Consider the following 21,255-nt stretch of genomic DNA (forward strand, 5'->3'; position numbering starts at 1 on the left):
AACACCGATCTCGTGCACACGTCTGTTCAGTCGGAGGATTAGGCAATAACTTGATACGAATCGGTTACCTAGTAAGGCACCAATCGTTGCATAATAAAGGCGAAGATTAAACATACCTGAAAAGAGAGGCGAATCCGAATATGAAAAGAAGAACGTTAGGCAAGAGTGGCCTTGAAGTGTCGGCGCTCGGACTCGGCTGCATGGGAATGTCCGACTTTTACAGCGGCAGGGACGACGAGGAATCCTTGCGCACGATCGACCGCGCATTGGAGCTAGGCATCAATCTGCTGGATACCGCGGATATGTATGGCGTCGGCAAAAATGAAGAATTGGTCGGCAAAGCACTCAAGGGACGCCGCGACAAGGTAGTAGTGGCGACCAAGTTTGGCAACATGCGTAGCGAGGACGGTAAATACCTAGGTATCAACGGCCGTCCAGAATATGTCAAGGCTGCCTGCGAAGCAAGCCTGCGTCGTCTCGGCGTCGAATACATTGATCTGTACTATCAGCACAGAGTCGATCCGAACACGCCGATCGAAGAGACGATCGGCGCAATGGCCGAGCTGGTACGCGAAGGCAAGGTGCGATACCTTGGTATGTCCGAGGCGGCTCCGGGTACCATTCGTCGTGCGGCAGCCGTGCATCCGATCGCCGCGCTGCAGACGGAGTATTCGCTGTGGAGTCGCGACGTCGAAGACGACATCTTGGCTGTATGTCGGGAGCTAGGCATCGGCTTCGTGCCGTACAGCCCGCTTGGCCGCGGATTTCTGACCGGGCAGATACGCAAGTTCGAGGATCTGGCGGAGGATGATTACCGCCGATTCTCCCCTCGCTTCCAAGGAGAAAACTTCCAGCGCAATCTGGATCTCGTCGAACGAGTCTCGGAGCTGGCTGCCGAAAAGGGCTGTGAGCCGTCACAGCTAGCGCTTGCCTGGTTGCTGGAGCAGGGAGACGATATCGTGCCAATTCCTGGTACAAAGCGAATCAAATACCTGGAGGAGAATGTAGGCTCGCTTGCAGTCGAGTTGACAGAAGCAGACTTGGTGCGCATCGACGAAGCGGCTCCGCGAGGAACGGCCTTTGGCTTGCGTTATCCCGAAGCTGCGATGAGTGGCCTCAACCTGTAAGGCTGATTTTCACCATCTAATCTCATACGTTAACGGCAGCCGATCTTTGAGATCGGCTGCTTTCGTGGTAGGGAAATTTATCTTTAGTCAACAAAACAGGGCAAATGACAATAACTTGATAAAGATAGTGACCTGGTCCTTAAATCCTTCATGAACTCTAGTTAACCAATCTTGAAATTACGATCACATGTTCGTTATAATATAGCTATAATGATGGTTTAGTTGGAGGAGACATATGTTTCAATCTTCAATGAAACTTGATGAAGTACGAGCAATAGGTAAAGAAAGAGCTATTGAGCAGTTGAAATTTCTGGTTGTGCAGCAAATTAGAGCAGCTGGCGAAGAGGAAATGAATTATAGACGATCAATCTCTGAGACTGAACAGGACCTAATAGTAGCTGCTATACTAAAGTAATTGAATTAAACGGTCGGTAGTCCGAAGGGACTTTCCGGCCCTTTAATTTATTGTCGGGTGACAGGAGCATCAAAAAAGGTATTTGGATGTAGTAAAAGTTATTATTATCGTTAAATTTGTAGCATAGTATGTAAGTGAATGCTCTGTAAAGTGGCTGCCACAACAATAGTAGAGTCTCCAAATTTTATGGACATTTCTGGGAATTGCATATACACTTTATAGTGGCTGGGCTTTTGAAGGCGACGGTCTCGCTTTTATGCATGCGGGTGGCACGATCGGAGAGGGACTATTCTTCGCAACGCTGGAAGGACCGGGCACCGTTTACATCCAATCCTTGCCGTTCAGCAGGCTGGCGAGCCGCGTATTCGCCGGATTCGGCACGGGAGGCAAGGAAGAAGGATGCGCGGGCAGGCGCTATCTTCAATATGCTGAAAGGCGACTAGCAGCCTATTCAACTACACTCCGTCCCGGATGGGATGGAGTTTTTTTGGCGGAGGTAATCGATAATGGACTATGATTTTAATCGAGTGTGGTTGACCAAGAAGTTCGAGGAGATACAGAAGCGAATTTTGAAAGCGCTTAATCAGCTGGATGATGGGCAGGTCAATTGGAGTCCGGGACCTAACAGCCATTCCATAGCGACGTTAATCAGGCATATGGAAGGCAATATGCTTGAACGAGTAAATAAAGGGATTCTCAATCAGGATATAGTAAGAGATCGCAATGCGGAGTTAAAGCCGACGTTCGCGACGAGCGAAGAGCTGTCAAGGAGCATACGGCAGCGCCTACAATTTGTGATAGAGACTATTTCCTCCTTATCGGATGAGCAGCTGGAACGAACGCAGCAGGTCCGCGGCAAGGAACGCACAAATGCGGATATGCTGCATCAATGCGCGGCGCATTATTCGGAGCACATGGGCCAGATATTTTATATCGCCAAGCAATTATTGAAGGAAGATTATCAATCGACGTCGATTTAAAAAACTCTCTAAAGCCGCATAGACAATTCCTTTAAGATTTGCTAAACTTTCAAACGGCGTATGTTTAGGGTAATTCACTTTTAAGGAAGAAGGGGACTGTAGATGAACAAAACAGAGCTTGCAAGAGAAATTATGCAAACGTCACGACTGACGGGAGAATTCAAGCTTCGCTCAGGTAAAACCTCGAATCATTATTTCGATAAATACTTGTTCGAATCGAATCCCGTGCTTCTGGCTGCAATCGCAGAACAGCTTGCACCCCTTGTTCCGGAAGGAACGGAAGTTTTAGCCGGACTTGAAATGGGCGGTATTCCGATTGCCACCGCGCTTTCCCTCAAAACGGGCATTCCGGTCGTCTTCGTCCGCAAGAGAGCGAAGGAATACGGAACAAGCAAATTGGCCGAAGGAATCGATATTACGGGCAAAAAAGTCTGCATTATCGAGGATGTCATTACTACGGGCGGACAGGTGCTCTTAAGCGCAGCAGACCTTCTGAACCACGATGCGGAGCTGAAAGAGGTGCTTTGCGTCATCGAGAATGAAAAGGCTGGCAGAGCCAATCTCGAGGAAGCCGAATTCGAAGTGCGCTCCTTGTTCAAGATGGAGGAATTACTGGCCGCAGTTGAAGAAATCGTATAAGAAACCCGCATTTATTAATTCCATAGTAGTAATAACAAAAAGCTGGTCAATCTCGTAGTACGCGAGTTGACCAGCTTTTTCGGTTCATTTACGGCCGTTCAGCATTTCCCAGCGGTACACGTATTCGAACAGGAACTCAAACGCTTCGATATGGCGCTTTGCTTCAAAGGCGTTCGCACCCCATGCGTAAATGCCGTGCTTGCGGAGAATAATGCCCGGAATCCGCTTGTCGAGCCGCTCCGTCACTTCCGGTACGATGCGAGGAATTTCAGCGAAGTTGGAGACGATCGGAATGTCGATATGTGCTTCCTCTTCCCAGATGTTGAGGCCCTTGATCAGTTCAACCCCATCCACAGGCACGGCTCTGCGTTCCCAGAACCATTCGGACATAACGGCGCTGTACACGGAGTGAACGTGGAAAATAGCGCCTGCGCCCGTTAAACGGTAGATCTCATTATGGATAAGCGTTTCGGCAGACGGCTTTAGGCTTGTTGCTTCGCAAGCTTTGCCATCCTTGTCGACAAACAAGTAATCCTCCGGCGTATGTACCGTTTTATCCTTGCCGCTTGCCGTAATGGCGAAGTAGAATTCATCAGGGTTGAAATCCCCTACGCGAACCGAGAGATTGCCGCTTGTTCCGGCAAACCAGCCGCGGGAGGCGAACAGTTCTTTAACGCTGCGCAGTTCGGCGAGCGCCTGCTGCTTTTGTTCCAGCTTAATATCGGTAAAAGCCATGTTAAACGATCCTTTCTTTTTTCAGTTCATGCACAATGTCATGGAAGGTAGTAAATTCGGTATGCGGGAGGCCAAGCTCCTTGCATTTATCCGTCAAATGATGGCGGGAGAAGACCGTATCGGCCAGCTTGGCGCCTTCAAAGTCGGTTACGCTGTCGCCGATAATAATCCGCTCGTATTCGCTTGCCGGGAAACGACGCATGATCGTTGTTTTGCACATGCCGCAGTCATTGGTGCAATGCTCGTCGCATGGATGCGGCCAGGTGATTTCGATCTGCTCGCCGCTGAAGTCGCTGCCGTTGCAGTAGATATGATCCTCGGGAATGCCAAACCGGGCAAGCACCGGATACACGAAGAAGTCGATGCCGCCGCTGGTCACGTAGAACTCGATCTGCTCGTCCTTGCAATATTGGAGAAGCTCGGCAAAGCCGTCACGGATTTGCACGTTGTTGATGCCATACTCCACAACTTCCTTTTGAATGGAAGTCGGGAGGAGGCGGAACATCTGGCCAACGCCGTCGCGGATCGAAATTTTCTGGGAAAGAACCGCGTTTGCAATGTCTTCCCATCCCGGCGGATTAAAATGCTTGATGATAGCTACAATGTTATCGTTGACGGTGATGGTTCCGTCAAAGTCGCAGAAGATGATGCGTTTCTTGGCTGTTGTCATTCCTTAATCCCCCATGCGTCAATAGCCGCTTGAAGCGGCTCATTACCCGGCTGCGCCGCTGCTTCGCGAAGCGGTACGCCGTTCATAGCTGCCGTGATCGCGCTGCGGAAAGCTTTTCCGCCTGCCGCCGTGCCCATTGGATGGCCGTGGATGCCGCCGCCGGCATTAACGACCACGTCCGTGCCAAAGTCGCGCAAAATAAGCGGAACGAGTCCGGGATGGATACCGGCGGACGGTACCGGGAAGCTGGTCCGGAGCGTATCCGAAGGCGCGAGAAGCGCGTCTTTTACCGCCAGGTTCTCTTCCTTCGGCATCACGACTGAACCGTAAGGGGAAGGGAAGAGAACAAGATCCGCGCCTGCCAGACGCATCAGCTTGCCAAGCAGGACGGAAGCGCTGATTCCGTAATGCGGCGATGGATAAAAGGCGCCTGCCATTGCCGGATGCGCAGCGATCGGCACATTAATCTCAGGATCCTTGCTTAGCTCGTGCAGCACGTCGTAGCCGTACGACAATACGTTGAACAGCAATGCGTTTGCACCAGCCGCGATAGCTTTGCGCGCTTGGCTTGCGAGCTGCGAGGTAGGGCCTGTCAGGTTAACCGCGTACAACAACTTTTGACCGGTTTCCTGCTGGGCTTTGCGGGCTGCCTCCATGCAAACCTCCACGCGCTTTTCCAGAGGCGTAAGCGGGTTCTCGAACAGGATCTCGTCATCCTTGATAAGGTCGACACCGCCAAGCGCCTGCTTATAGAACTGCTCCTGAAGGTTCGGAAGATCATGTCCGACTACGGATTTAAAGATACTCATCAGGAGCGGGCGATCGTGAACGCCAAGAAGCTGACGCACGCCTTCCAGGCCGAATTTGGGACCAGGGAAGGCGGATTGGAACTGCTCCGAGACATCCAGATCAATGAGCTTGATTTTGCCGTCCATGGACAGCTTGCCGAAGATCGTCACGAGCAGGGCAGGGATATCGCGGCTGAAGTTGATGTCAGGGTACGCAATGCGGATATCCGCGAAACGCTCGCTGCCCGCCTGTTCATGGACTTCTACGGACAATACCTTGCCAAGATGCTTCTCCATCTCGGCTTTGCGAGCTTCAGGGAGCTCCGTCCAGCTTCCAACCGTTAAGCCAACGGCGATGGACAAAGCTTTTTTATCGAAATCCGCTTTCTCGTCAAAGCAGCGGTAAGTAGCGACACACATTTGATTCATTAGGACAACGTGCTCCTTTCAATATCCGATCCGATTTCGCCTGCGCGTTCAGCCGAACGCAGCATGCCGCGAACGACGGCTTCCGTTAACCCGCTAGCAGCCATGGATTCGATCGCAGCCTGCGTTGTACCGTTAGGGGAGGTGACCTTGCGGCGGAGCTCAGCAGGCTCTTCGCCGGTTGTTCTGACCATCTCGGCAGCGCCAAGAACGGTCTGAACGATCAGCTCCTTCGCTTGGTCGGCAGGGAGGCCAAGCTTCTCCGCGGCTTGCATCATGGCTTCCATGAAGAAATAAACATATGCCGGGCCGCTGCCTGACACGCCAACGATCGAATCCTGCAGCGATTCCTCGACAACCGCATTAATGCCGATCGAAGCGAACATCGTTTCCGCAAGCTTGCGTTGTTCTTCCGTAACGCTGCCCGAGTAGCTGATACCCGTTACTCCCAGGCCGATTGTGCTCGAAGTATTGGGCATCGTGCGTACGATGGCGGTGGACCTGCCCAGCACGCGTTCGATGGAAGAGATCGACAGACCGGCAATAACCGAGACGATCAGCTGCTTCTCCGAGAGGAGATGCTTGATGGACGAAATCGCGCTGATGGCATCCTTAGGCTTCATCGCCAGGAAAATAATATCCGCATCCTGAATAAACTGCTCGTTCGTAGAGCCGTTTAACACCGTCTGAATACCATACTTCTCGCTCAGCTCGTTCAAACGGTCCGCGTTCTGACGGTTCAGCATCGAGATTTGCTCCGGCTTTGTCAGCTTTTGATTAATAAGTCCGCGTACGATAGCTTCCGCCATCGACCCCGCGCCGTAGAAGCTGATTTTCAAAGCTTCAATGTCTATTCCGGCATTTGTTTGTTCCATTGATAACATTTCGTTCACCCTCCAAGCTTGTTTTCCTCTATCTTAACCGCGGATTTGACCGTTGCCGTAAACCCGGAATTTTGTTGATGTTAGAGCCGGCAGACCCATTGGTCCGCGTGCATGCAGCTTTTGCGTGCTGATTCCAATTTCCGCGCCAAAGCCGAATTCGAAGCCGTCCGTGAAGCGGGTAGAAGCGTTATGATAAACCGCTGCCGCGTCAACCTCGTTCAGGAAGCGCTCGGCATGTCCGGCATTCTCCGTTACAATGCATTCCGAATGCTTCGTGCTGTATTTGCGAATGTGATCAAGCGCCTCGTCTAAGTTTGCTACAATACGAATATTTAAAACATAATCGTTATATTCCGTAGCAAAATCCTGTTCAGTGGCAAGCTTGACTTGCGTTACGTTTTCCGTCGTTTGTTTATCGCCGCGCAGTTCGACGTTTGCCGCAAGGAAGCGGTCAGCGATTTGCTCAAGATGTTTCTCTGCAAATGCTTCGTGCAGAATCAGGGTTTCCATCGAATTGCAGACGGAAGGACGCTGAACCTTTGCGTTGAAGGCGATTCGTTCCGCCATGTCGTAATCCGCGCTCTCATCGACGAATGTATGGCAGATGCCGGCACCCGTCTCGATAACCGGCACGGTCGCGTTTTCGACTACATTACGGATCAGGGCTGCGCCGCCGCGCGGGATGACAACATCGAGCAATCCGTTTAATTTAAGCATCTCGTTAACGGAAGCGCGGTCCGAATCTTCAATCAGCTGAATCGCATCCTCAGGCAAAGCGGTTGAAGCCAGCGCTTCCCTAAGCACCTCAACGATGCGGCGGTTCGAGTCCAGAGCGGCGGAGCCTCCGCGAAGCACAACGCAGTTGCCGGTTTTGAGGCAAAGGCCTACAGCGTCAACGGTAACGTTAGGACGCGCTTCGTAGATCATGCCGATAACCCCAAGCGGCACGCGCGTTTTCTCTACGCGAAGACCGTTAGGACGGTCGAATTGCTCAAGCAGCTCTCCCACCGGATCCGGAAGCTCCACAACTTGGCGAAGACCTTCGGCAATGTCCGCAACGCGGCTTTCGTTCAAGGCGAGACGGTCCAGCAGGGAAGGGCTTGTGCCGTTTTCCCGGCCTCGTTCCAGATCTTTTTTATTGGCTTCGATAATAGAAGCCTGATTCTTGATAAGGGCATCGGCCATCGCCGTAAGAGCGGTGTTTTTCTGCGCGGTCGTCATTTTGTTCATAATGCTGGCAGCGGCCTGAGCAAGCGTTGCTTTTTGTCTAACTTCACTAACCATCTTGATTCCTCCTAAAATGAATTGCGAAGCAATTCATGCTTCGAAAGCATAAACTTAATGAAATGCTACATCCCCTATCGCAGGGAAACCCACTCGTCGCGGTGAATGACTTCGATTCGGTTAACATCCACCCGGCGTTTTACTTCTTCGGTACTGAGACCGGCTACGGCTTGAACCTGCCAAGCTTCGTAGTTTACGACGCCGCGGCCAATCGTGTCTCCGGTCAGGTTTGTTACCTCTACAACATCTCCCGAATGAAAATCGCCTTGAATCTCGCGGATGCCGGCTGGCAGCAAGCTTTTGCCGCGTACAAGCAGGGCATGCTCGGCGCCGTCGTCAACGATAATGCGTCCATGGGGGTTGGAGTGGAAGCCCAGCCATTGCTTCTTCATGGGCAGGCTATGTAACCGGGTATCGAAATAAGTGCCTTTGCCCGTACCGTCAACGGCTAATTGCAGATCACCAGCCTGTTGAACTTTTCCGATAAAAGCTCTGACGCCGCCGCGCATGGAAATTCGCGCAGCCTCGATCTTGGAGCGCATGCCCCCGGTACCGACCGCAGAGCCAGCTCCTCCAGCCAGCTGCATAATTTCCTCCGAGATCTGATCCACCCGTTCGATCTTGACGGCCTCCGGATTTTTTCGCGGATCCTCCGTATACAGGCCGTCCATATCGGTTATCATGACCAGGCTGCTTGCTTTCGTCATCGCCGCAACCAGCGCGGACAATTTGTCGTTATCGCCAAACTTCAGCTCAAGCTCGTCGGTAGCCACCGTGTCGTTTTCATTAATGATAGGTATGATGCGGAGGCGAAGCAATTCCTCTATCGTTTTAAGCGCATTCTGAATCCGTTTGCGGTTGGAGAAGTCTGCCCGGGTCAGCAGGATTTGGGCCACCCCAATGCCGAACTCTCCGAAAGCTTCCTGATAAGCCTGCATGAGCAGCGCCTGGCCAACCGCGGCAGCTGCCTGCTTCTCGTGTACCGCTTTTGGCCGCGCTGCGTAACCGATCTGGCGGAAGCCCGCAGCGACCGCGCCGGAGGTTACCAGAATAAGAGGGCAGCCTTGCTTGTGCAAAGCGGCGAGTTCAGAAGCAAAATAGGTGATACGTTCGCGGTTTAAGCCGCCTTCTTCCGAGGTTAAGGAGCTGCTACCGATTTTGACAACAATTCTCTCCGACATCTTCTCATCCCATTTCCTGACAAAATAAAAAGACCTTCGTCCATAAAGGACGAAAGTCTATAGCTTCCGCGGTACCACCTTTGTTGACCGAATGGCAAATACGCGCAATCAGGTCCATCTCAAGCCTCATAACAGGAGGCGCTGTCCGGCTCTCGCCGGCCGCTCGGGGGTTGGATTCAGCAAGGAACCGAGGCAAATCTTGCAGCCTGACGAATTTGCTCTCTGGGCACGGCCGCCCTCGCTTACTAGTCCCGTCATCACGTTACATGTTCAGTTAATGCTAGCATATCATGATCATTCCTTACTGTAAAGCAAGGCAAACGCCATAAAACAGCCGTCAGACCGGGATTTGCCGGTCTGACGGACAGATTAAAAGATGCCTAGCTTGCCTATCCGTTCGATGGCTTCAACGAGCCGTTCCTCGCTTGTCAAAAGGCCAAGGCGCACATAACCTTCGCCATGCGTGCCGAAACCGTTGCCCGGCGCGACAACAACGTCGGCTTGCTCAAGGACTAGGTCCGCGAAGGATTCGGAGGTATAGCCCTCTGGTACCGGAAGCCAGCAGAAGAAGGAGCCGCCGGGACGGTCAGCTTTCCAGCCGATTTTCGCAAGTGCCCCGAATACCGCTTCGCGTCGGCTTTCGTAACGGGCAGTCAGCTCGGTTACGCAATCCTGCGGACCCGTAAGGGCGAGCGCGGCCGCTTCCTGAATGCCGCCAAACAGGCTGCAGTAGTAATGATCCTGGATGAGATTGATCAGGGAGACGATCTGGGCATTGCCGATGGCAAAGCCAACCCGCCAGCCAGCCATGTTGTATGTTTTGGAAAGCGTATAGAACTCTACGCCAACTTCCTTGGCGCCGGGCGTTTGAAGGAAGCTGACCGGTTTTTTGCCGTCAAATCCAATGGCGCCGTAAGCAAAGTCGCTTGCAACTACGACTCCCGTGCGGCGTGCAAAGGCAACTGTCTGCTCATAAAAGGCGGAATCCGCAACGGCGCCGGTCGGATTGTTCGGATAATTAATGAACATCAGCTTGGCGCGTTTCAAAGCTTCCTGATCAATAGCGCTGTAATCAGGCAAGAAACGGTTAGCCGCCGTCAGCGGCATAAAGCTCATCTCCGCACCGGAAAGCGCAACGCCCGACCAGTAGTCCGGATAACCGGGATCCGGAACAAGACATACGTCACCTGGATTAAGCAGGCACTGGCTGATTTCAACGAGACCCGTTTTGCCTCCGAACAAAATGGCAACCTCGGTAGCAGGATCCACCTCAACGCCATAATCCTCTTTATAGCGTGTGGCTACCGCTTCCTTCAGGAACGAATAGCCGCTGAAAGGAGGGTAACGGTGGTACAACGGATTAGCCGACGCTTCCTGCATTTTTGCTACGATATGGGGAGGGGTAGGCTGGTCCGGATTGCCTTGCCCCAGATTGATCACATCCCGGCCTTTGGCGGCTTGGGCATTCGCTTTGCCGACAAGCTTGGCGAAAAATTGCGTTGGCAGCGCCGTCATGCGGTCTGCCGGTTTGATTACATGCTCACTCACTCGAGTTTCCATTTGCTCACACTCCACCATCAATGCTCTCTAATCGCCTTAACGACATTAGCTTAAATGTAGCATGTAAAAACCGTTTATGTCGAGTAAATTAGTCGGCATGGAGCGTGCAATTAGACAGTTTTATTCCGCAGGAATCCCGATTTTCTTAATAAACGGTTTAATGTCCTCTTTGAAGAGCAGCAGGTAAGGTCTACGCTGTTCATCGAATACGAGAAGGAGCGGAGGCTTGCCATCGCAATAAAACAAGAACACATCGTCGGCCATCAGCTTGGTGCCGTTGACGGAAATCGTAACGGGCTTCTCTAGCGGCACGCGGTAAACGTAATTGCAGCTGTCGTCATTCGTAAGCTGAGGGGCAAGTCCCGTAATGGATGAGATCCATTTGTTCGCAAATTCCTGGTACTCCTTGTCGTTTGGCGTGGTAAGCACGACTTTGCCGGCTTTCACGTCAAATACCTGAACGGGTTTAAAAGGCTGATCCTCCGGTGCTGCCGCAAAGGCGGAGGCAGAGGCGAACGTCAGCATGACGCATAAGGCGAGCAGCAGGGCTGCTAATTGTTTTTGGCGCATTTTATATCTCTCCTTGTCCGGGAATGAATAACTCTTCTCCATTAATCTGTCCATCTTGACACAGAACCATGAGAAGGTATCATTAGGGAAAAGTAATCGATGAAAGGAACAAGGCCTATGACACAGCTATTGCGTATTGCGCTTTTGCAAATGAATATAGAGGTAGGACAGCCCGAAGCGAATTTCGCCAAGCTGTCCGCCATGCTCGAGGAGGCTGCTTCCCAGCCTAACAAACCGGATGTCATCGTCTTTCCGGAGATGTGGAACACAGGTTATGCCTTAACCGAAATTACGGAGCTCGCTGACCCGCATGGTGAACGCACGAAAGCTTACCTCACGGAATTCAGCCGCAAGCACGGCATTCATATCATTGCCGGATCGATCGCGGAAGGGCGCGAAGACGGCGTGTACAACACGATTTACGCTTTTGACCGGGAAGGAAATCAGATCGGGGATTATTCGAAAATTCATTTGTTCCGCTTAATGGATGAGGAGAAATACCTGGCAGCGGGCGATAAGCTTGGCAAGCTTGAGATTGAGGGCGCGGGAGCAGGAATGATGATCTGCTATGACATCCGGTTCCCGGAGCTGGCCAGAAAGCTTGCGCTGGATGGAGCGAAGCTGCTCTTCGTGCCGGCTGAATGGCCGCATCCGAGGCTTCATCACTGGCGCACGCTTCTGACGGCCCGCGCGATCGAAAACCAAATGTTCGTTATTGCCTGCAACCGCGTAGGCATTAGCGGAGAGACGCATTTCTTCGGGCATTCGATGATTCTTGATCCTTGGGGCGAGACCATTGCCGAAGCCGGGGAAGAAGAGACGATTGTTTACGCCGAGATCGATTTATCTCTCGTTGATGCCGTACGCGGTAAAATTCCGGTATTCGAGGACCGCAGACCTTCCTTATATTAAGGAGCTATTTGTACGGACTGATCGTTTTGTTCATCGTTTCAATAAACGCCACGGCCGCTTTGGACAAATACCGTCCTTTGCGGCTGGCGATTATCAAGGTGCGGGAAGGACGGTCCTTTAGCGATAAATAAACGGGTACGAAATCGCCGCCCGCGGCCCGGGTCAGCATTTTCGGGACAAACGTGATGCCCATGCCGCCCGCAATCAGCGATTGCACCGTCTCAATGTTGCTGCTCTCAAACACGATGTTAGGAGTAAATCCAGCCTGCTGGCACAGATGCACCAGAATCTGGCGGAAGCCTTGGCCTTTCTTCAAGCCGATGAAATGCTCGTCCCGCAGCTCCTCGATCGAAATCTCGTCGGTGCGTCCGGCCAGGCGATGGCTGGGCGGTACGGCCAGGCAGATTTCCTCTTCCATTAGCGGTTCCCATTCCAGCGTCTGATCGACGAGAGGAAGAGTAAGCAGGCTTAAATCCGTTCCCCCGTTAGCCGTAAGCTGCTCCAGCTTGACGGTTGTGTCTTCTACTAATATGACCTCGATCTGCGGATACAGTTCCCCGAACACCGGCAGTACCAGCGGCAGTATATGCGATCCCGTGATAGGCAGCGTCCCTACGACAAGACGGCCTCGCTTCATCTGCGCCATATCGTCCATCTCTTGCTTTAGCTGCTCGATGGCATCCAGAATCGACTGGGATTTATCCACGAATACCTGGCCGGCCTGCGTCAGCTCAACCGAATTCGTCGTGCGGCGGAACAGCAGGACGCCTAGCTCTTGTTCTAGCTTGGACAGCTGCTGGCTGAGCGAAGGCTGCGCGATATGCAGCTTCTCGGCAGCGCGCGAAAAATTTTTCTCGATTGCGATTTGAATGACGTATTGAAGTTGTCTAAGTTCCATTCCAGCATTCCCCTTATAGTCCAAATGAGAATAGTTATCGATATTTTATAGTTATTGCCTATAATCATTATAGATATTATATCTTTGTTGAATCAAGCAGGAGATGCTATGCTAGTAACATCTAATAGAGCAAAGCGATTTATTCGCTTGAACGATGGGGTGAACATAATGACGAAAAGAACACTGTTTGAGAAAATCTGGGATAAGCACGTCATTCATCAAGAAGAGGGCAAACCAAGCATCATTTACATCGACCTTCATCTGGTGCACGAGGTAACTTCGCCGCAAGCATTCGAAGGACTCCGTTTGTCGAACCGCAAAGTTCGCCGTCCTGACCTGACATTCGCGACAATGGACCACAACGTTCCTACCAAGGACCGCTTCAATATTAAAGACCCGATCTCCAAACAACAAATCGATACGTTGACGCAAAACTGCGCGGACTTCGGCGTAAAATTGTTCGACCTGAACAACCTCGACCAAGGCGTCGTGCACGTTATGGGTCCTGAGATCGGCCTGACTTACCCGGGCAAAACAATCGTCTGCGGCGACAGCCACACTTCGACGCACGGCGCGTTTGGCGCTCTTGCGTTCGGTATCGGTACTTCCGAGGTTGAGCACGTTATGGCGACGCAATGTTTGCAGCAAGCAAAACCTAAAACCATGGAAGTTCGCTTCAACGGTTCCCGCAAACCGGGCGTTACCGCGAAGGACTTGATCCTTGGCGTTATCGCGAAATACGGCACGGACTTCGCTACCGGTTACGTTATCGAGTACACAGGCGAAGCTATCCGCTCCCTGACTATGGAAGAGCGCATGACGGTCTGCAACATGTCGATCGAAGGCGGCGCGCGCGCCGGTCTGATCGCACCGGACCAAACTACGTTCGACTACCTGAAAGGCCGCGAGTACGCTCCTGCGAACTACGACGAAGCCGTGGAAGACTGGAAGCAGCTTACAACAGACGAAGGCGCGACTTACGATACAGTGGTTGAATTCGATGTTGATTCGCTGATCCCGCAAGTAACTTGGGGCACTAGCCCGGGCATGGGTACGGACATCACTTCTTCCGTTCCGTTCCCGAAAGATCTGCCAACGGAAAACGAGCGCAAAGCAGCGGAAAAAGCGCTTGAATATATGGACCTGAAACCGGGTACGCCAATGTCCGAAATCGAGATCGACTATGTCTTTATCGGTTCCTGCACAAACGGCCGTATCGAAGACCTTCGCGCTGCGGCTGAAATCGCGCGCGGCTACAAAGTAAGCGAGAAAGTAACGGCTATCGTCGTTCCGGGCTCCGGACGCGTTAAGCTGCAAGCTGAAAAAGAAGGTCTCGACAAAGTATTTACGGAAGCTGGTTTCGAATGGCGCGAAGCAGGCTGCTCGATGTGCCTTGCGATGAACCCTGACGTATTGCAGCCTGGACAACGCTGCGCATCGACATCCAACCGTAACTTCGAAGGCCGTCAAGGCCGCGGCGGACGCACGCATCTCGTATCGCCTGCAATGGCTGTAGCAGCTGCAATCAATGGCCGCTTTACGGACGTGCGCGACTGGAAAATCAAATCCGAAGTGTTGAACTAATTGAACGTGTGAGAGAGGGGTATTACCGACATGGAAGCTTTTAAACAACTTACGGGCATCGTTGCCCCGGTCGACCGCGTGAATGTCGACACGGACGCTATCATTCCTAAACAATTCCTGAAACGCATCGAGCGCAGCGGCTTTGGCCAATTCCTGTTCTTCGAATGGCGCTTCCACGAAAACGGCGAGGTAAACGCTGATTTCGAACCAAACAAACCGCGCTATCAAGGCGCTTCCGTTCTGATCTCCCGCGCGAACTTTGGCTGCGGCTCCTCCCGCGAGCATGCTCCTTGGGCGATTCTGGACTATGGCTTCAAAGTTGTTATCGCACCTTCGTATGCGGACATTTTCTATAACAACTGCTTCAAGAACGGCATTCTGCCAATCAAGCTGAGCGAAGAGCAAGTCGAAGACCTGTTCCAACGCACGGCGAAGCATGAGGGCTACAAGCTGTCGGTTGATCTCGAGAACAAAAAGCTGACTGACGAATACGGTCTTGATCTTTCCTTCGATCTTGACGAGCACCGCCGCCAGTTCCTGCTTCTTGGTCTGGACGACATCGGCCTGACACTGCAGCATGAAGACGAAATCACAGCTTACGAACAAAAGCGCCCTGCCTATTTGGGTTAATAGATAGACTAAGAAAAGGGGGCAGCTCTTCGGACAAAGAAGAGTTGTCCTCTTTTTTCCTCTGCACGCAACTTTTTCTGACAAATTGCGTCTATTTAATCGTCTAGCAAAGTCGAATGATCTCACATTCGATGCAGGCAATTTCAGTCATCGAGGTGGAAAATGAAGAAGAAGTTTGTACCTATTTTGTTGTTTATGGCGGTTCTGTTTACTTTGTTCACTGGAGTGGGACAAGCTGCAACAACGCCAGTCGTCCCGAAGCTTTATCTGAACGACCAATTGCTGAAGCCTTATGATGATCCACAGATCGTCAACGATTTTACCCTCGTCCCGATCAGGGTCGTGTCCGAGAACATGGGCTATGAGGTAAATTGGGCGGCAGCTACAAAGACAGTCACCATACATAACGATCAGAACGTAATTGTACTTACCATTGACAACAACATCGCACTCGTTAACAACAACAAGGTGCAAATGGACATGTCTGCCAAGCTGCAGAAGGGCAGAACAACGATGATTCCAATCCGTTTCGTAAGCGAACAGCTTGGATTAACGGTGAAATGGGATCAAGCGTCTCAGTCCGTCTATTTGTACAAAGCAGCGGACCCTGATGAACCTTCAACTACGCCGGATCCCGGTCAGACAGGTTCGATCACTTCGATTCAATACGACAGCAGCTTCGGCATTATCATCAATTACGATGGTAAAGTAACGGCGAATAAACCGTTTAAGCTCGATAGTCCCAAGCGCATCGTAATCGATTTCCCGAACGCGACTTATTCGGACAATTTGTCGTCGCAATTCATGGGCGCGGAAACACGCATTCCCGTAGCGGATAATCCGTACATCTCCATGTTCCGTTACTCGGTATTTTCTACGAATCCGGCTACTGCTAGACTAGTGCTTGATTTGAATACGGACAAAGATGCGGATGCCGTGGTTCAAGATAACGGAGCCGGGGTAATAACCATTGGTCTCACGGATCCGGTGACAACTCCTCCGGTTGATACCACAACCCCTCCGGTAACAACAGATCCGGGTACGAAAGTATACAACGTTGTAATCGATGCCGGTCACGGCGGAACCGACCCAGGCGCGAAAAGCATTAACGGCCGCTGGGAGAAGGAAGTAAACCTTGCTATTTCTCTTAAAGTCAAAGCTTTGCTGGACAAAGAAAAAAATATTAAGCCGCTGCTTAGCAGACCGGAAGATAAATTCGTAACGCTTGCAGACCGCGTAACGTTCGCCAAGAACAACAAAGCGGATATTTTTATTTCGATTCATGCGAACAGCAATCCTACATCGAGCGTGTCCGGAACCGAAACTTACTATACGCGCGACAACAGTAAAGCGCTTGCGAATGTGATCCACAAGCATCTCGTGAAGGCTACCGGTCTTAAGGACCGCGGCGTGAAATACGGAAACCTGCATGTAACGAGAGAAACAACGATGCCTGCCATTTTGCTCGAGACCGGGTTTTTGTCCAATAAAGGCGACTCCGATATCCTGTACAGCGATGCGGCGCAAAATAAAATGGCATCAGAAATCGTAGCTGGAATTAAGGAGTACCTGAAACTTTCCTAGATTCTAAGAATTTAATCTTTTGACTTAGATATAAGGGCTTAGAATTCACCGGAATGAGACAAGCTTGCCGTCCAAGAACGGCGAAAGCAGTTTCACCTTGAGAAAGCGAGGAATTCGATCGTGCGCAAACCGGCATTCATCCTATTATTATTAGCCGTTATTCTTACCGCAGCCGCATGCGGAAACACAAACAAACCTCTCGGGCAGTCCGGAAATGAGGTAAGCGGCAATGCACCTTCTCCAAGCCCAACGATAGAAGCGCCTGCAACTACGGAGGAAGCGGCGACTCCCGATCCATCCGTAGAACCGACCGTACAGGCTGAACAAGAAACTTCCGTTAAGATCTATTATTCGGATACGGAGCTCGAGAAGATGGTATCTAAGGATATTCAAGTGAAGTCGGGCTCCAATGAAGACCTGATCAAGCAGGCCTTGGCTGCTTTGCAGCAGGATGGACCCGAAGGCACGGTGAATTTGTGGAAGCCTATTCCAATCAAATCCGTGACGCTTAAGGACAAAGCGGTAACTATCGACATTGAGCTGCCGGATACCGCCCGTCTTGGCGCACCGGGAGAGCAAATGCTGCTGGATTCCCTGGGTCAGACCTTGTTCCAGTTTGATTTTGTGCAATCTTACGATCTTCTGGTTGACGGTAAAGCGCTGGAGAGCCTGATGGGTCACTTTGATCTTGACCATCCAACGGTTCGTCATTCCTAGAATCAAACAAATGAATTGAGGAGGATTATTCAACCATGCCAAAGCATTCATCCCGTTCCAAACTTATTGCCGGCGCCTTAGCGTTCTCCTTGCTTGCCGGTGGCACCTCCATTGCGATTCCGGCTCCATCCGCGTTTGCGGCCGTATCGAACAGCATGTTTGTTGACACGATCCCCGCATGGGCGCAGAAGCATGTTTCCAAGCTGGCGCTTCAAGGCATTATTAATGGTTATAAAACATCCAGCGGCACGACGGAATTCCGCCCTCTGAAAAGTGTCTCCCAAGAAGAAGCGGTCGTTATGGCTCTTCGTTTCGCCGGACTTGAGGGTGAAGTAGATCCGGACGGTATCGTCGCGTATCCGGATTCCTTCAAGGTAAGCAGCTATGCGAAGCCTTATATTATTGTAGCTTTCAAGAATGGTCTTCTTGACCAGAATGATGAGTACGCCAACGCGGCTGCCAACCCGAAAGCAGCATGGGGCACAACGCCGGCGACTCGCGAATGGGTAACGAAGCTGTTGGTGAAAGCCATTGACAAGAAACAATTAGCGGATGATCTGAGCAAGACCGCTTCCACGTTCGCCGACGGCAATCAGATTACGGCAAAATATTTGGGCTACGTTAACGCGGCCGTATCGCTTGACCTGGTAAAAGGCGTATCCGCGACGAAGTTCGATCCGAAAGCTCCGGTTAACCGTGCGAGCCTTGCCACTCTGTTCAGCCGGGCAGAGAAGCAATACAAGGTGCCTTATGCCGGACAAGTAAGCGGCATTGTTACCGCTCAAACCGCTACATCGATCACGCTGTTCAGCGAAGGGAAAGAAACAACCTACACGCTGGATTCCAATACTTTGTACTATTCGGCAGACAGCGATAACGCCATTGCGGCGGGGGATATCAAGCTGTATACGGACGTTACACTGATTGGCAACTCCGGCAAAGCGCTGTACGTGGAAACGCAAGGCACGGAGCAGCATGTCAAAACGACAATCGCCAAGCTGGACCGCATCAATACGACGGACCGTTACTTCTACGCATGGGTAAACGACGAGCCTGTGAAGTTCACGTATAGCAGCGCGGTTACCGTAAAAGACAGCACCGGCAAAACGCTTCAAATCTCCGATCTGAAGCGCGATACGAATCTGACGATCGTACAGGATACTTTCCGTACGGCTCCTCAGGTTGTATCCATTACGGCAGAAGCGCAGACTGGCGCTAATACCGTAACCGGACAATTCTATTCCGCAGGCAGCGGCCTGATTAACTATCTGGTAGACGGCACTCTGCAGTCCAAGTTCCTGGCCGATAACGTAGTTGTCGTGATCAACGGCATCGATTCGCCCACGGTTAGCGACTTGCTTAAAGACGTTGATAATATCAAGCTGACATTGAATGATAATCAGCAAGTGACGCGCATTGAGGTGGTAAACCGGAATGTCTCGACGATAGAGTCCGCTACGGTTGTCAATTACAGCGGCGATAATAAGCTGCTTACGGTATTCGATCCTGCAACTTCGAACGCCAATGCTTTGTTCCTGACGGATTCCACCAAGATTGATTACAGCGGATCGTCTATCACGGTAAGCCAGGCCAGATCTTATCTGGTTGCGAACCGCAAAGTGAAAATTACGTATTCCGGCAAAAACATTATCTCGCTCAGCTTTATTTACAAACAAACCGGCAGCTTGGTGTCGGTAAATACAACGGATAAATTATTGTCCGTTAAACTCGATTCGGGCGAAAAGGTATCCATTCCTTACGTGTCGCCGCTTCTCCAAATTCCCGGCGTATCCTTGCCTACAATCGGAAGTCTGCAGGCAGGGGATACCGTAACCGTACTGCTGGATGCCAACCAGGAGAAAGCGGCTACGATTCAGGTTCATAAAACCTTGCAGTACCAGGTTGTGTCCGCAAATGCGTCGACGAAGCTAGTTACGGTGAAAGCGGCAGATAATTCGCAGAAAGACATTTCGCTGGTTAATGTTCCGATCACGGACGAGAACGGAAATGCCTTGACGGTGGGCGCTTTGACAAGCGGCACGATCATTAATGTCCCTTACATCGGCAGCAACATCCAGTCGGTGAAGACGATTACGATGAAATACGGCACCGTTTCCTCCGTTGCGGCAAGCAGCTTGACCGTTACCGAATCTAACGGCACATCGTCAACGGTGACGTTCTCGAAAGGCATTAAAGTCATCAAAGGCACTCAGACAACCTATTCGTCCTCCGCGATAGCCGCGGGAGATATCATTCAAGTCTACAAGGACGAGAACGAGCAGACGATTGTTACGGTAGCAGTCGGCGACAAGCGTACCTTCTGGAAGTACGATGCTCCTAACGCAACCCTGTGGACTTACAAAAATACTTCGGAGGATAACAGCAACTTTGCTTATATTACTTCGAACACAAAAATCCTGTATAACAATGCGTCCATCCAAGTGAGCGCATTAAAAGACGGGGATACGATTACGGTATATGCCTTCAATAATACGGCTCTCAAAATCGTAAAATCGTAGGCTTTTGTTAAAAATTAACGGGATTTCATGAAGACCTCGGCCTAAATTCTTATATTTTGTGAAAATACCGTCCAAAAGGGCGGTTTTTTCTTTATTTAGGGCTGAATAAGGTTGCTTCTCGTGACAAATTTCGCTACACTTTGAACGATAGTGTTTGGGATTAGGAGAGAGACGATGAATGCGAAGCAGAAGATGCGACATATATTGGATACGTTGGCGGAGATGTTCCCGGATGCACATTGTGAATTGCATCACAGCAACCCGTTCGAACTGACCATAGCCGTCCTGCTGTCGGCCCAATGTACGGATGAGACGGTGAACAAAGTCACGGTCAATCTGTTTCAGAAATACAAACGGCCGGAGGATTATTTGGCTGTGCCGCTGGAAGAGCTGGAGCAGGATATTCGCCGTATCGGATTATTCCGCAGTAAGGCATCTAATATTCAAAAGCTATGCCGCATCCTAATCGATAAATACGAAGGGGAAGTTCCCGAGAGGCATGAGCAGCTGACGGAGCTGCCCGGCGTTGGGCGAAAGACAGCCAATGTGGTTGTCTCGAACGCGTTTGGCGTTCCCGCAATCGCCGTAGATACGCATGTGGAGCGGGTATCGAAACGGCTTGGCGTGGCTAAGCTGGATGATACCGTGCTGGAAGTCGAAAAGAAGCTGATGAAGCTTGTGCCCCGCGAGGAATGGACGCTCACCCATCACCGGCTAATTTTTTTCGGCCGCTATCATTGCAAAGCACAAAACCCGCAATGTCCGATATGCCCGCTGCTGGATCTGTGCAAGGAAGGCAAACAGCGTATGAAGCCGGGTGGACAAACGAAAACTAAAATTAAGGCAACTAAACCGAAAAAAGCCAGTGAAGGATGATGAAGATGAAATGCATTTCCGTGTATACAAACAATTTTGAACTGTTCTCCGATATTTTTGAGCAGGTTCTCGAAGCACCTCCGCAAGAAAACGAGGATATTCTGGTAGAAGGCGTCACCGTAAGCGGCTCCGGCGATGTACCGGATCAGTACATCGAGCGTATGCGCCAAAAGCCTGAAGTCGTTGTTATGAAGGAAAAAGAACGCAACATTATGATTTTGCAGCACGGCAACGTGTTTGAAATCTGCCTGCCTGCGGAAGAGGAAGCTGTATAGA

At 51.2% G+C, this 21,255-nt stretch carries 21 protein-coding genes and 1 pseudogene; 13 read left to right on the plus strand and 9 right to left on the minus strand.

Translation table 11 applies throughout. From position 1 onward, the window contains the following. Nucleotides 1–140: 140 nt before the first annotated feature. The 5 genes and pseudogenes from ACR9FF_RS12410 (at nucleotide 141) to pyrE (ending at nucleotide 3,161) form a co-directional block, all read left to right on the plus strand. The gene (locus tag ACR9FF_RS12410) at nucleotides 141–1,127 is read left to right on the plus strand and encodes an aldo/keto reductase (RefSeq protein WP_435171376.1); all 987 of its coding nucleotides are present in this window, start codon (nucleotides 141–143) and stop codon (nucleotides 1,125–1,127) included. 235 nt (nucleotides 1,128–1,362) lie between these two features. Continuing rightward, nucleotides 1,363–1,542, plus strand: coding sequence for a hypothetical protein (locus ACR9FF_RS12415; RefSeq protein WP_127494050.1), 180 nt, complete (start codon nucleotides 1,363–1,365; stop codon nucleotides 1,540–1,542). A gap of 235 nt (nucleotides 1,543–1,777) precedes the next feature. Further along, nucleotides 1,778–1,985: pseudogene (locus ACR9FF_RS12420) on the plus strand (TIGR00266 family protein); the annotation flags it as partial. Between the two features lie 63 nt (nucleotides 1,986–2,048). Beyond that, nucleotides 2,049–2,522, plus strand: a complete 474-nt coding sequence (locus tag ACR9FF_RS12425) for a DinB family protein (RefSeq protein WP_435171379.1) — start codon at nucleotides 2,049–2,051, stop codon at nucleotides 2,520–2,522. A 102-nt stretch (nucleotides 2,523–2,624) separates the two neighbouring features. After that, a complete protein-coding gene (pyrE, locus tag ACR9FF_RS12430; RefSeq protein ID WP_127494046.1) occupies nucleotides 2,625–3,161 on the plus strand; it encodes an orotate phosphoribosyltransferase in 537 nt (178 codons plus the stop codon). Between the two features lie 84 nt (nucleotides 3,162–3,245). Here pyrE and mtnB read toward each other — a convergent pair whose 3' ends face one another. The 8 genes from mtnB to ACR9FF_RS12470 all read right to left on the minus strand — a co-directional run bounded on the left by mtnB (nucleotide 3,246) and on the right by ACR9FF_RS12470 (nucleotide 11,259). Then, entirely contained in the window at nucleotides 3,246–3,896 is a 651-nt protein-coding gene (gene mtnB / locus ACR9FF_RS12435; protein WP_127494044.1) for a methylthioribulose 1-phosphate dehydratase, read from the minus strand. A gap of 1 nt (nucleotide 3,897) precedes the next feature. After that, nucleotides 3,898–4,566, minus strand: a complete 669-nt coding sequence (locus ACR9FF_RS12440; RefSeq protein ID WP_201003481.1) for a 2-hydroxy-3-keto-5-methylthiopentenyl-1-phosphate phosphatase — start codon at nucleotides 4,564–4,566, stop codon at nucleotides 3,898–3,900. Then, nucleotides 4,563–5,783, minus strand: coding sequence for a 2,3-diketo-5-methylthiopentyl-1-phosphate enolase (locus ACR9FF_RS12445; protein ID WP_435171382.1), 1,221 nt, complete (start codon nucleotides 5,781–5,783; stop codon nucleotides 4,563–4,565). The genes ACR9FF_RS12440 and ACR9FF_RS12445 overlap by 4 nt, the downstream gene beginning before the upstream one ends. Further along, nucleotides 5,783–6,664 carry a pyrroline-5-carboxylate reductase gene (proC, locus tag ACR9FF_RS12450; RefSeq protein ID WP_435171384.1) on the minus strand — a complete coding sequence of 294 codons (882 nt, stop codon included), beginning with the start codon at nucleotides 6,662–6,664 and terminating at the stop codon, nucleotides 5,783–5,785. Before proC ends, ACR9FF_RS12445 begins: the two co-directional genes overlap by 1 nt. A gap of 33 nt (nucleotides 6,665–6,697) precedes the next feature. Beyond that, nucleotides 6,698–7,948: a glutamate-5-semialdehyde dehydrogenase gene (locus ACR9FF_RS12455; protein WP_435171386.1), complete on the minus strand. Its 1,251-nt coding sequence runs from the start codon at nucleotides 7,946–7,948 to the stop codon at nucleotides 6,698–6,700. Nucleotides 7,949–8,022: 74 nt separating this feature from the next. After that, entirely contained in the window at nucleotides 8,023–9,129 is a 1,107-nt protein-coding gene (proB, locus tag ACR9FF_RS12460) for a glutamate 5-kinase (RefSeq protein ID WP_248756389.1), read from the minus strand. Nucleotides 9,130–9,498: 369 nt separating this feature from the next. Continuing rightward, nucleotides 9,499–10,689: a pyridoxal phosphate-dependent aminotransferase gene (locus tag ACR9FF_RS12465; protein WP_435171389.1), complete on the minus strand. Its 1,191-nt coding sequence runs from the start codon at nucleotides 10,687–10,689 to the stop codon at nucleotides 9,499–9,501. 120 nt (nucleotides 10,690–10,809) lie between these two features. Next, entirely contained in the window at nucleotides 10,810–11,259 is a 450-nt protein-coding gene (locus tag ACR9FF_RS12470; RefSeq protein WP_435171391.1) for a hypothetical protein, read from the minus strand. A gap of 117 nt (nucleotides 11,260–11,376) precedes the next feature. Between ACR9FF_RS12470 and ACR9FF_RS12475 the strand changes: the two genes are divergently transcribed. Beyond that, a complete protein-coding gene (locus tag ACR9FF_RS12475) occupies nucleotides 11,377–12,171 on the plus strand; it encodes a carbon-nitrogen family hydrolase (protein WP_201003470.1) in 795 nt (264 codons plus the stop codon). Between the two features lie 4 nt (nucleotides 12,172–12,175). On the opposite strand, the gene ACR9FF_RS12480 is transcribed toward ACR9FF_RS12475, so the two are convergent. Beyond that, on the minus strand, nucleotides 12,176–13,069 hold the full coding sequence (locus ACR9FF_RS12480) for a LysR family transcriptional regulator (RefSeq protein WP_127494026.1): 894 nt from the start codon (nucleotides 13,067–13,069) through the stop codon (nucleotides 12,176–12,178). Between the two features lie 168 nt (nucleotides 13,070–13,237). Between ACR9FF_RS12480 and leuC the strand changes: the two genes are divergently transcribed. The 7 genes from leuC to ACR9FF_RS12515 all read left to right on the plus strand — a co-directional run bounded on the left by leuC (nucleotide 13,238) and on the right by ACR9FF_RS12515 (nucleotide 21,254). Then, nucleotides 13,238–14,653, plus strand: coding sequence for a 3-isopropylmalate dehydratase large subunit (gene leuC / locus ACR9FF_RS12485; RefSeq protein WP_127494024.1), 1,416 nt, complete (start codon nucleotides 13,238–13,240; stop codon nucleotides 14,651–14,653). A 30-nt stretch (nucleotides 14,654–14,683) separates the two neighbouring features. Further along, nucleotides 14,684–15,283, plus strand: a complete 600-nt coding sequence (gene leuD, locus ACR9FF_RS12490; RefSeq protein ID WP_127494022.1) for a 3-isopropylmalate dehydratase small subunit — start codon at nucleotides 14,684–14,686, stop codon at nucleotides 15,281–15,283. 162 nt (nucleotides 15,284–15,445) lie between these two features. After that, nucleotides 15,446–16,867, plus strand: coding sequence for an N-acetylmuramoyl-L-alanine amidase (locus tag ACR9FF_RS12495; RefSeq protein ID WP_435171394.1), 1,422 nt, complete (start codon nucleotides 15,446–15,448; stop codon nucleotides 16,865–16,867). A gap of 120 nt (nucleotides 16,868–16,987) precedes the next feature. Then, nucleotides 16,988–17,584 carry a GerMN domain-containing protein gene (locus tag ACR9FF_RS12500; RefSeq protein WP_164775434.1) on the plus strand — a complete coding sequence of 199 codons (597 nt, stop codon included), beginning with the start codon at nucleotides 16,988–16,990 and terminating at the stop codon, nucleotides 17,582–17,584. 35 nt (nucleotides 17,585–17,619) lie between these two features. Beyond that, nucleotides 17,620–20,103 carry an S-layer homology domain-containing protein gene (locus ACR9FF_RS12505; protein ID WP_435171396.1) on the plus strand — a complete coding sequence of 828 codons (2,484 nt, stop codon included), beginning with the start codon at nucleotides 17,620–17,622 and terminating at the stop codon, nucleotides 20,101–20,103. A gap of 174 nt (nucleotides 20,104–20,277) precedes the next feature. Then, nucleotides 20,278–20,979, plus strand: a complete 702-nt coding sequence (gene nth / locus ACR9FF_RS12510; RefSeq protein ID WP_132304825.1) for an endonuclease III — start codon at nucleotides 20,278–20,280, stop codon at nucleotides 20,977–20,979. A gap of 5 nt (nucleotides 20,980–20,984) precedes the next feature. After that, nucleotides 20,985–21,254 (plus strand): NAD/NADP transhydrogenase alpha subunit, encoded by a 270-nt coding sequence (locus ACR9FF_RS12515; RefSeq protein ID WP_127494012.1) that lies wholly within the window; start codon nucleotides 20,985–20,987, stop codon nucleotides 21,252–21,254. The last annotated feature ends 1 nt before the right edge of the window (nucleotide 21,255 follow it).

Source organism: Paenibacillus glycanilyticus (genome assembly GCF_051200795.1).
Classification (GTDB): domain Bacteria; phylum Bacillota; class Bacilli; order Paenibacillales; family Paenibacillaceae; genus Pristimantibacillus; species Pristimantibacillus glycanilyticus.

Excerpts from the sequence above, each read along its gene's own strand:
- proB (WP_248756389.1), bottom strand. The coding sequence starts at position 9,129 with ATGTCGGAGAGAATTGTTGTCAAAATCGGTAGCAGCTCCTTAACCTCG.
- ACR9FF_RS12475 (WP_201003470.1), top strand. The coding sequence starts at position 11,377 with ATGACACAGCTATTGCGTATTGCGCTTTTGCAAATGAATATAGAGGTA.
- proC (WP_435171384.1), bottom strand. The coding sequence starts at position 6,664 with ATGTTATCAATGGAACAAACAAATGCCGGAATAGACATTGAAGCTTTG.
- nth (WP_132304825.1), top strand. The coding sequence starts at position 20,278 with ATGAATGCGAAGCAGAAGATGCGACATATATTGGATACGTTGGCGGAG.
- ACR9FF_RS12515 (WP_127494012.1), top strand. The coding sequence starts at position 20,985 with ATGAAATGCATTTCCGTGTATACAAACAATTTTGAACTGTTCTCCGAT.
- ACR9FF_RS12495 (WP_435171394.1), top strand. The coding sequence starts at position 15,446 with ATGAAGAAGAAGTTTGTACCTATTTTGTTGTTTATGGCGGTTCTGTTT.
- ACR9FF_RS12505 (WP_435171396.1), top strand. The coding sequence starts at position 17,620 with ATGCCAAAGCATTCATCCCGTTCCAAACTTATTGCCGGCGCCTTAGCG.
- ACR9FF_RS12410 (WP_435171376.1), top strand. The coding sequence starts at position 141 with ATGAAAAGAAGAACGTTAGGCAAGAGTGGCCTTGAAGTGTCGGCGCTC.
- ACR9FF_RS12465 (WP_435171389.1), bottom strand. The coding sequence starts at position 10,689 with ATGGAAACTCGAGTGAGTGAGCATGTAATCAAACCGGCAGACCGCATG.
- leuD (WP_127494022.1), top strand. The coding sequence starts at position 14,684 with ATGGAAGCTTTTAAACAACTTACGGGCATCGTTGCCCCGGTCGACCGC.
- leuC (WP_127494024.1), top strand. The coding sequence starts at position 13,238 with ATGACGAAAAGAACACTGTTTGAGAAAATCTGGGATAAGCACGTCATT.
- ACR9FF_RS12470 (WP_435171391.1), bottom strand. The coding sequence starts at position 11,259 with ATGCGCCAAAAACAATTAGCAGCCCTGCTGCTCGCCTTATGCGTCATG.
- ACR9FF_RS12480 (WP_127494026.1), bottom strand. The coding sequence starts at position 13,069 with ATGGAACTTAGACAACTTCAATACGTCATTCAAATCGCAATCGAGAAA.
- ACR9FF_RS12455 (WP_435171386.1), bottom strand. The coding sequence starts at position 7,948 with ATGGTTAGTGAAGTTAGACAAAAAGCAACGCTTGCTCAGGCCGCTGCC.
- ACR9FF_RS12440 (WP_201003481.1), bottom strand. The coding sequence starts at position 4,566 with ATGACAACAGCCAAGAAACGCATCATCTTCTGCGACTTTGACGGAACC.
- pyrE (WP_127494046.1), top strand. The coding sequence starts at position 2,625 with ATGAACAAAACAGAGCTTGCAAGAGAAATTATGCAAACGTCACGACTG.
- mtnB (WP_127494044.1), bottom strand. The coding sequence starts at position 3,896 with ATGGCTTTTACCGATATTAAGCTGGAACAAAAGCAGCAGGCGCTCGCC.
- ACR9FF_RS12445 (WP_435171382.1), bottom strand. The coding sequence starts at position 5,783 with ATGAATCAAATGTGTGTCGCTACTTACCGCTGCTTTGACGAGAAAGCG.
- ACR9FF_RS12415 (WP_127494050.1), top strand. The coding sequence starts at position 1,363 with ATGTTTCAATCTTCAATGAAACTTGATGAAGTACGAGCAATAGGTAAA.
- ACR9FF_RS12425 (WP_435171379.1), top strand. The coding sequence starts at position 2,049 with ATGGACTATGATTTTAATCGAGTGTGGTTGACCAAGAAGTTCGAGGAG.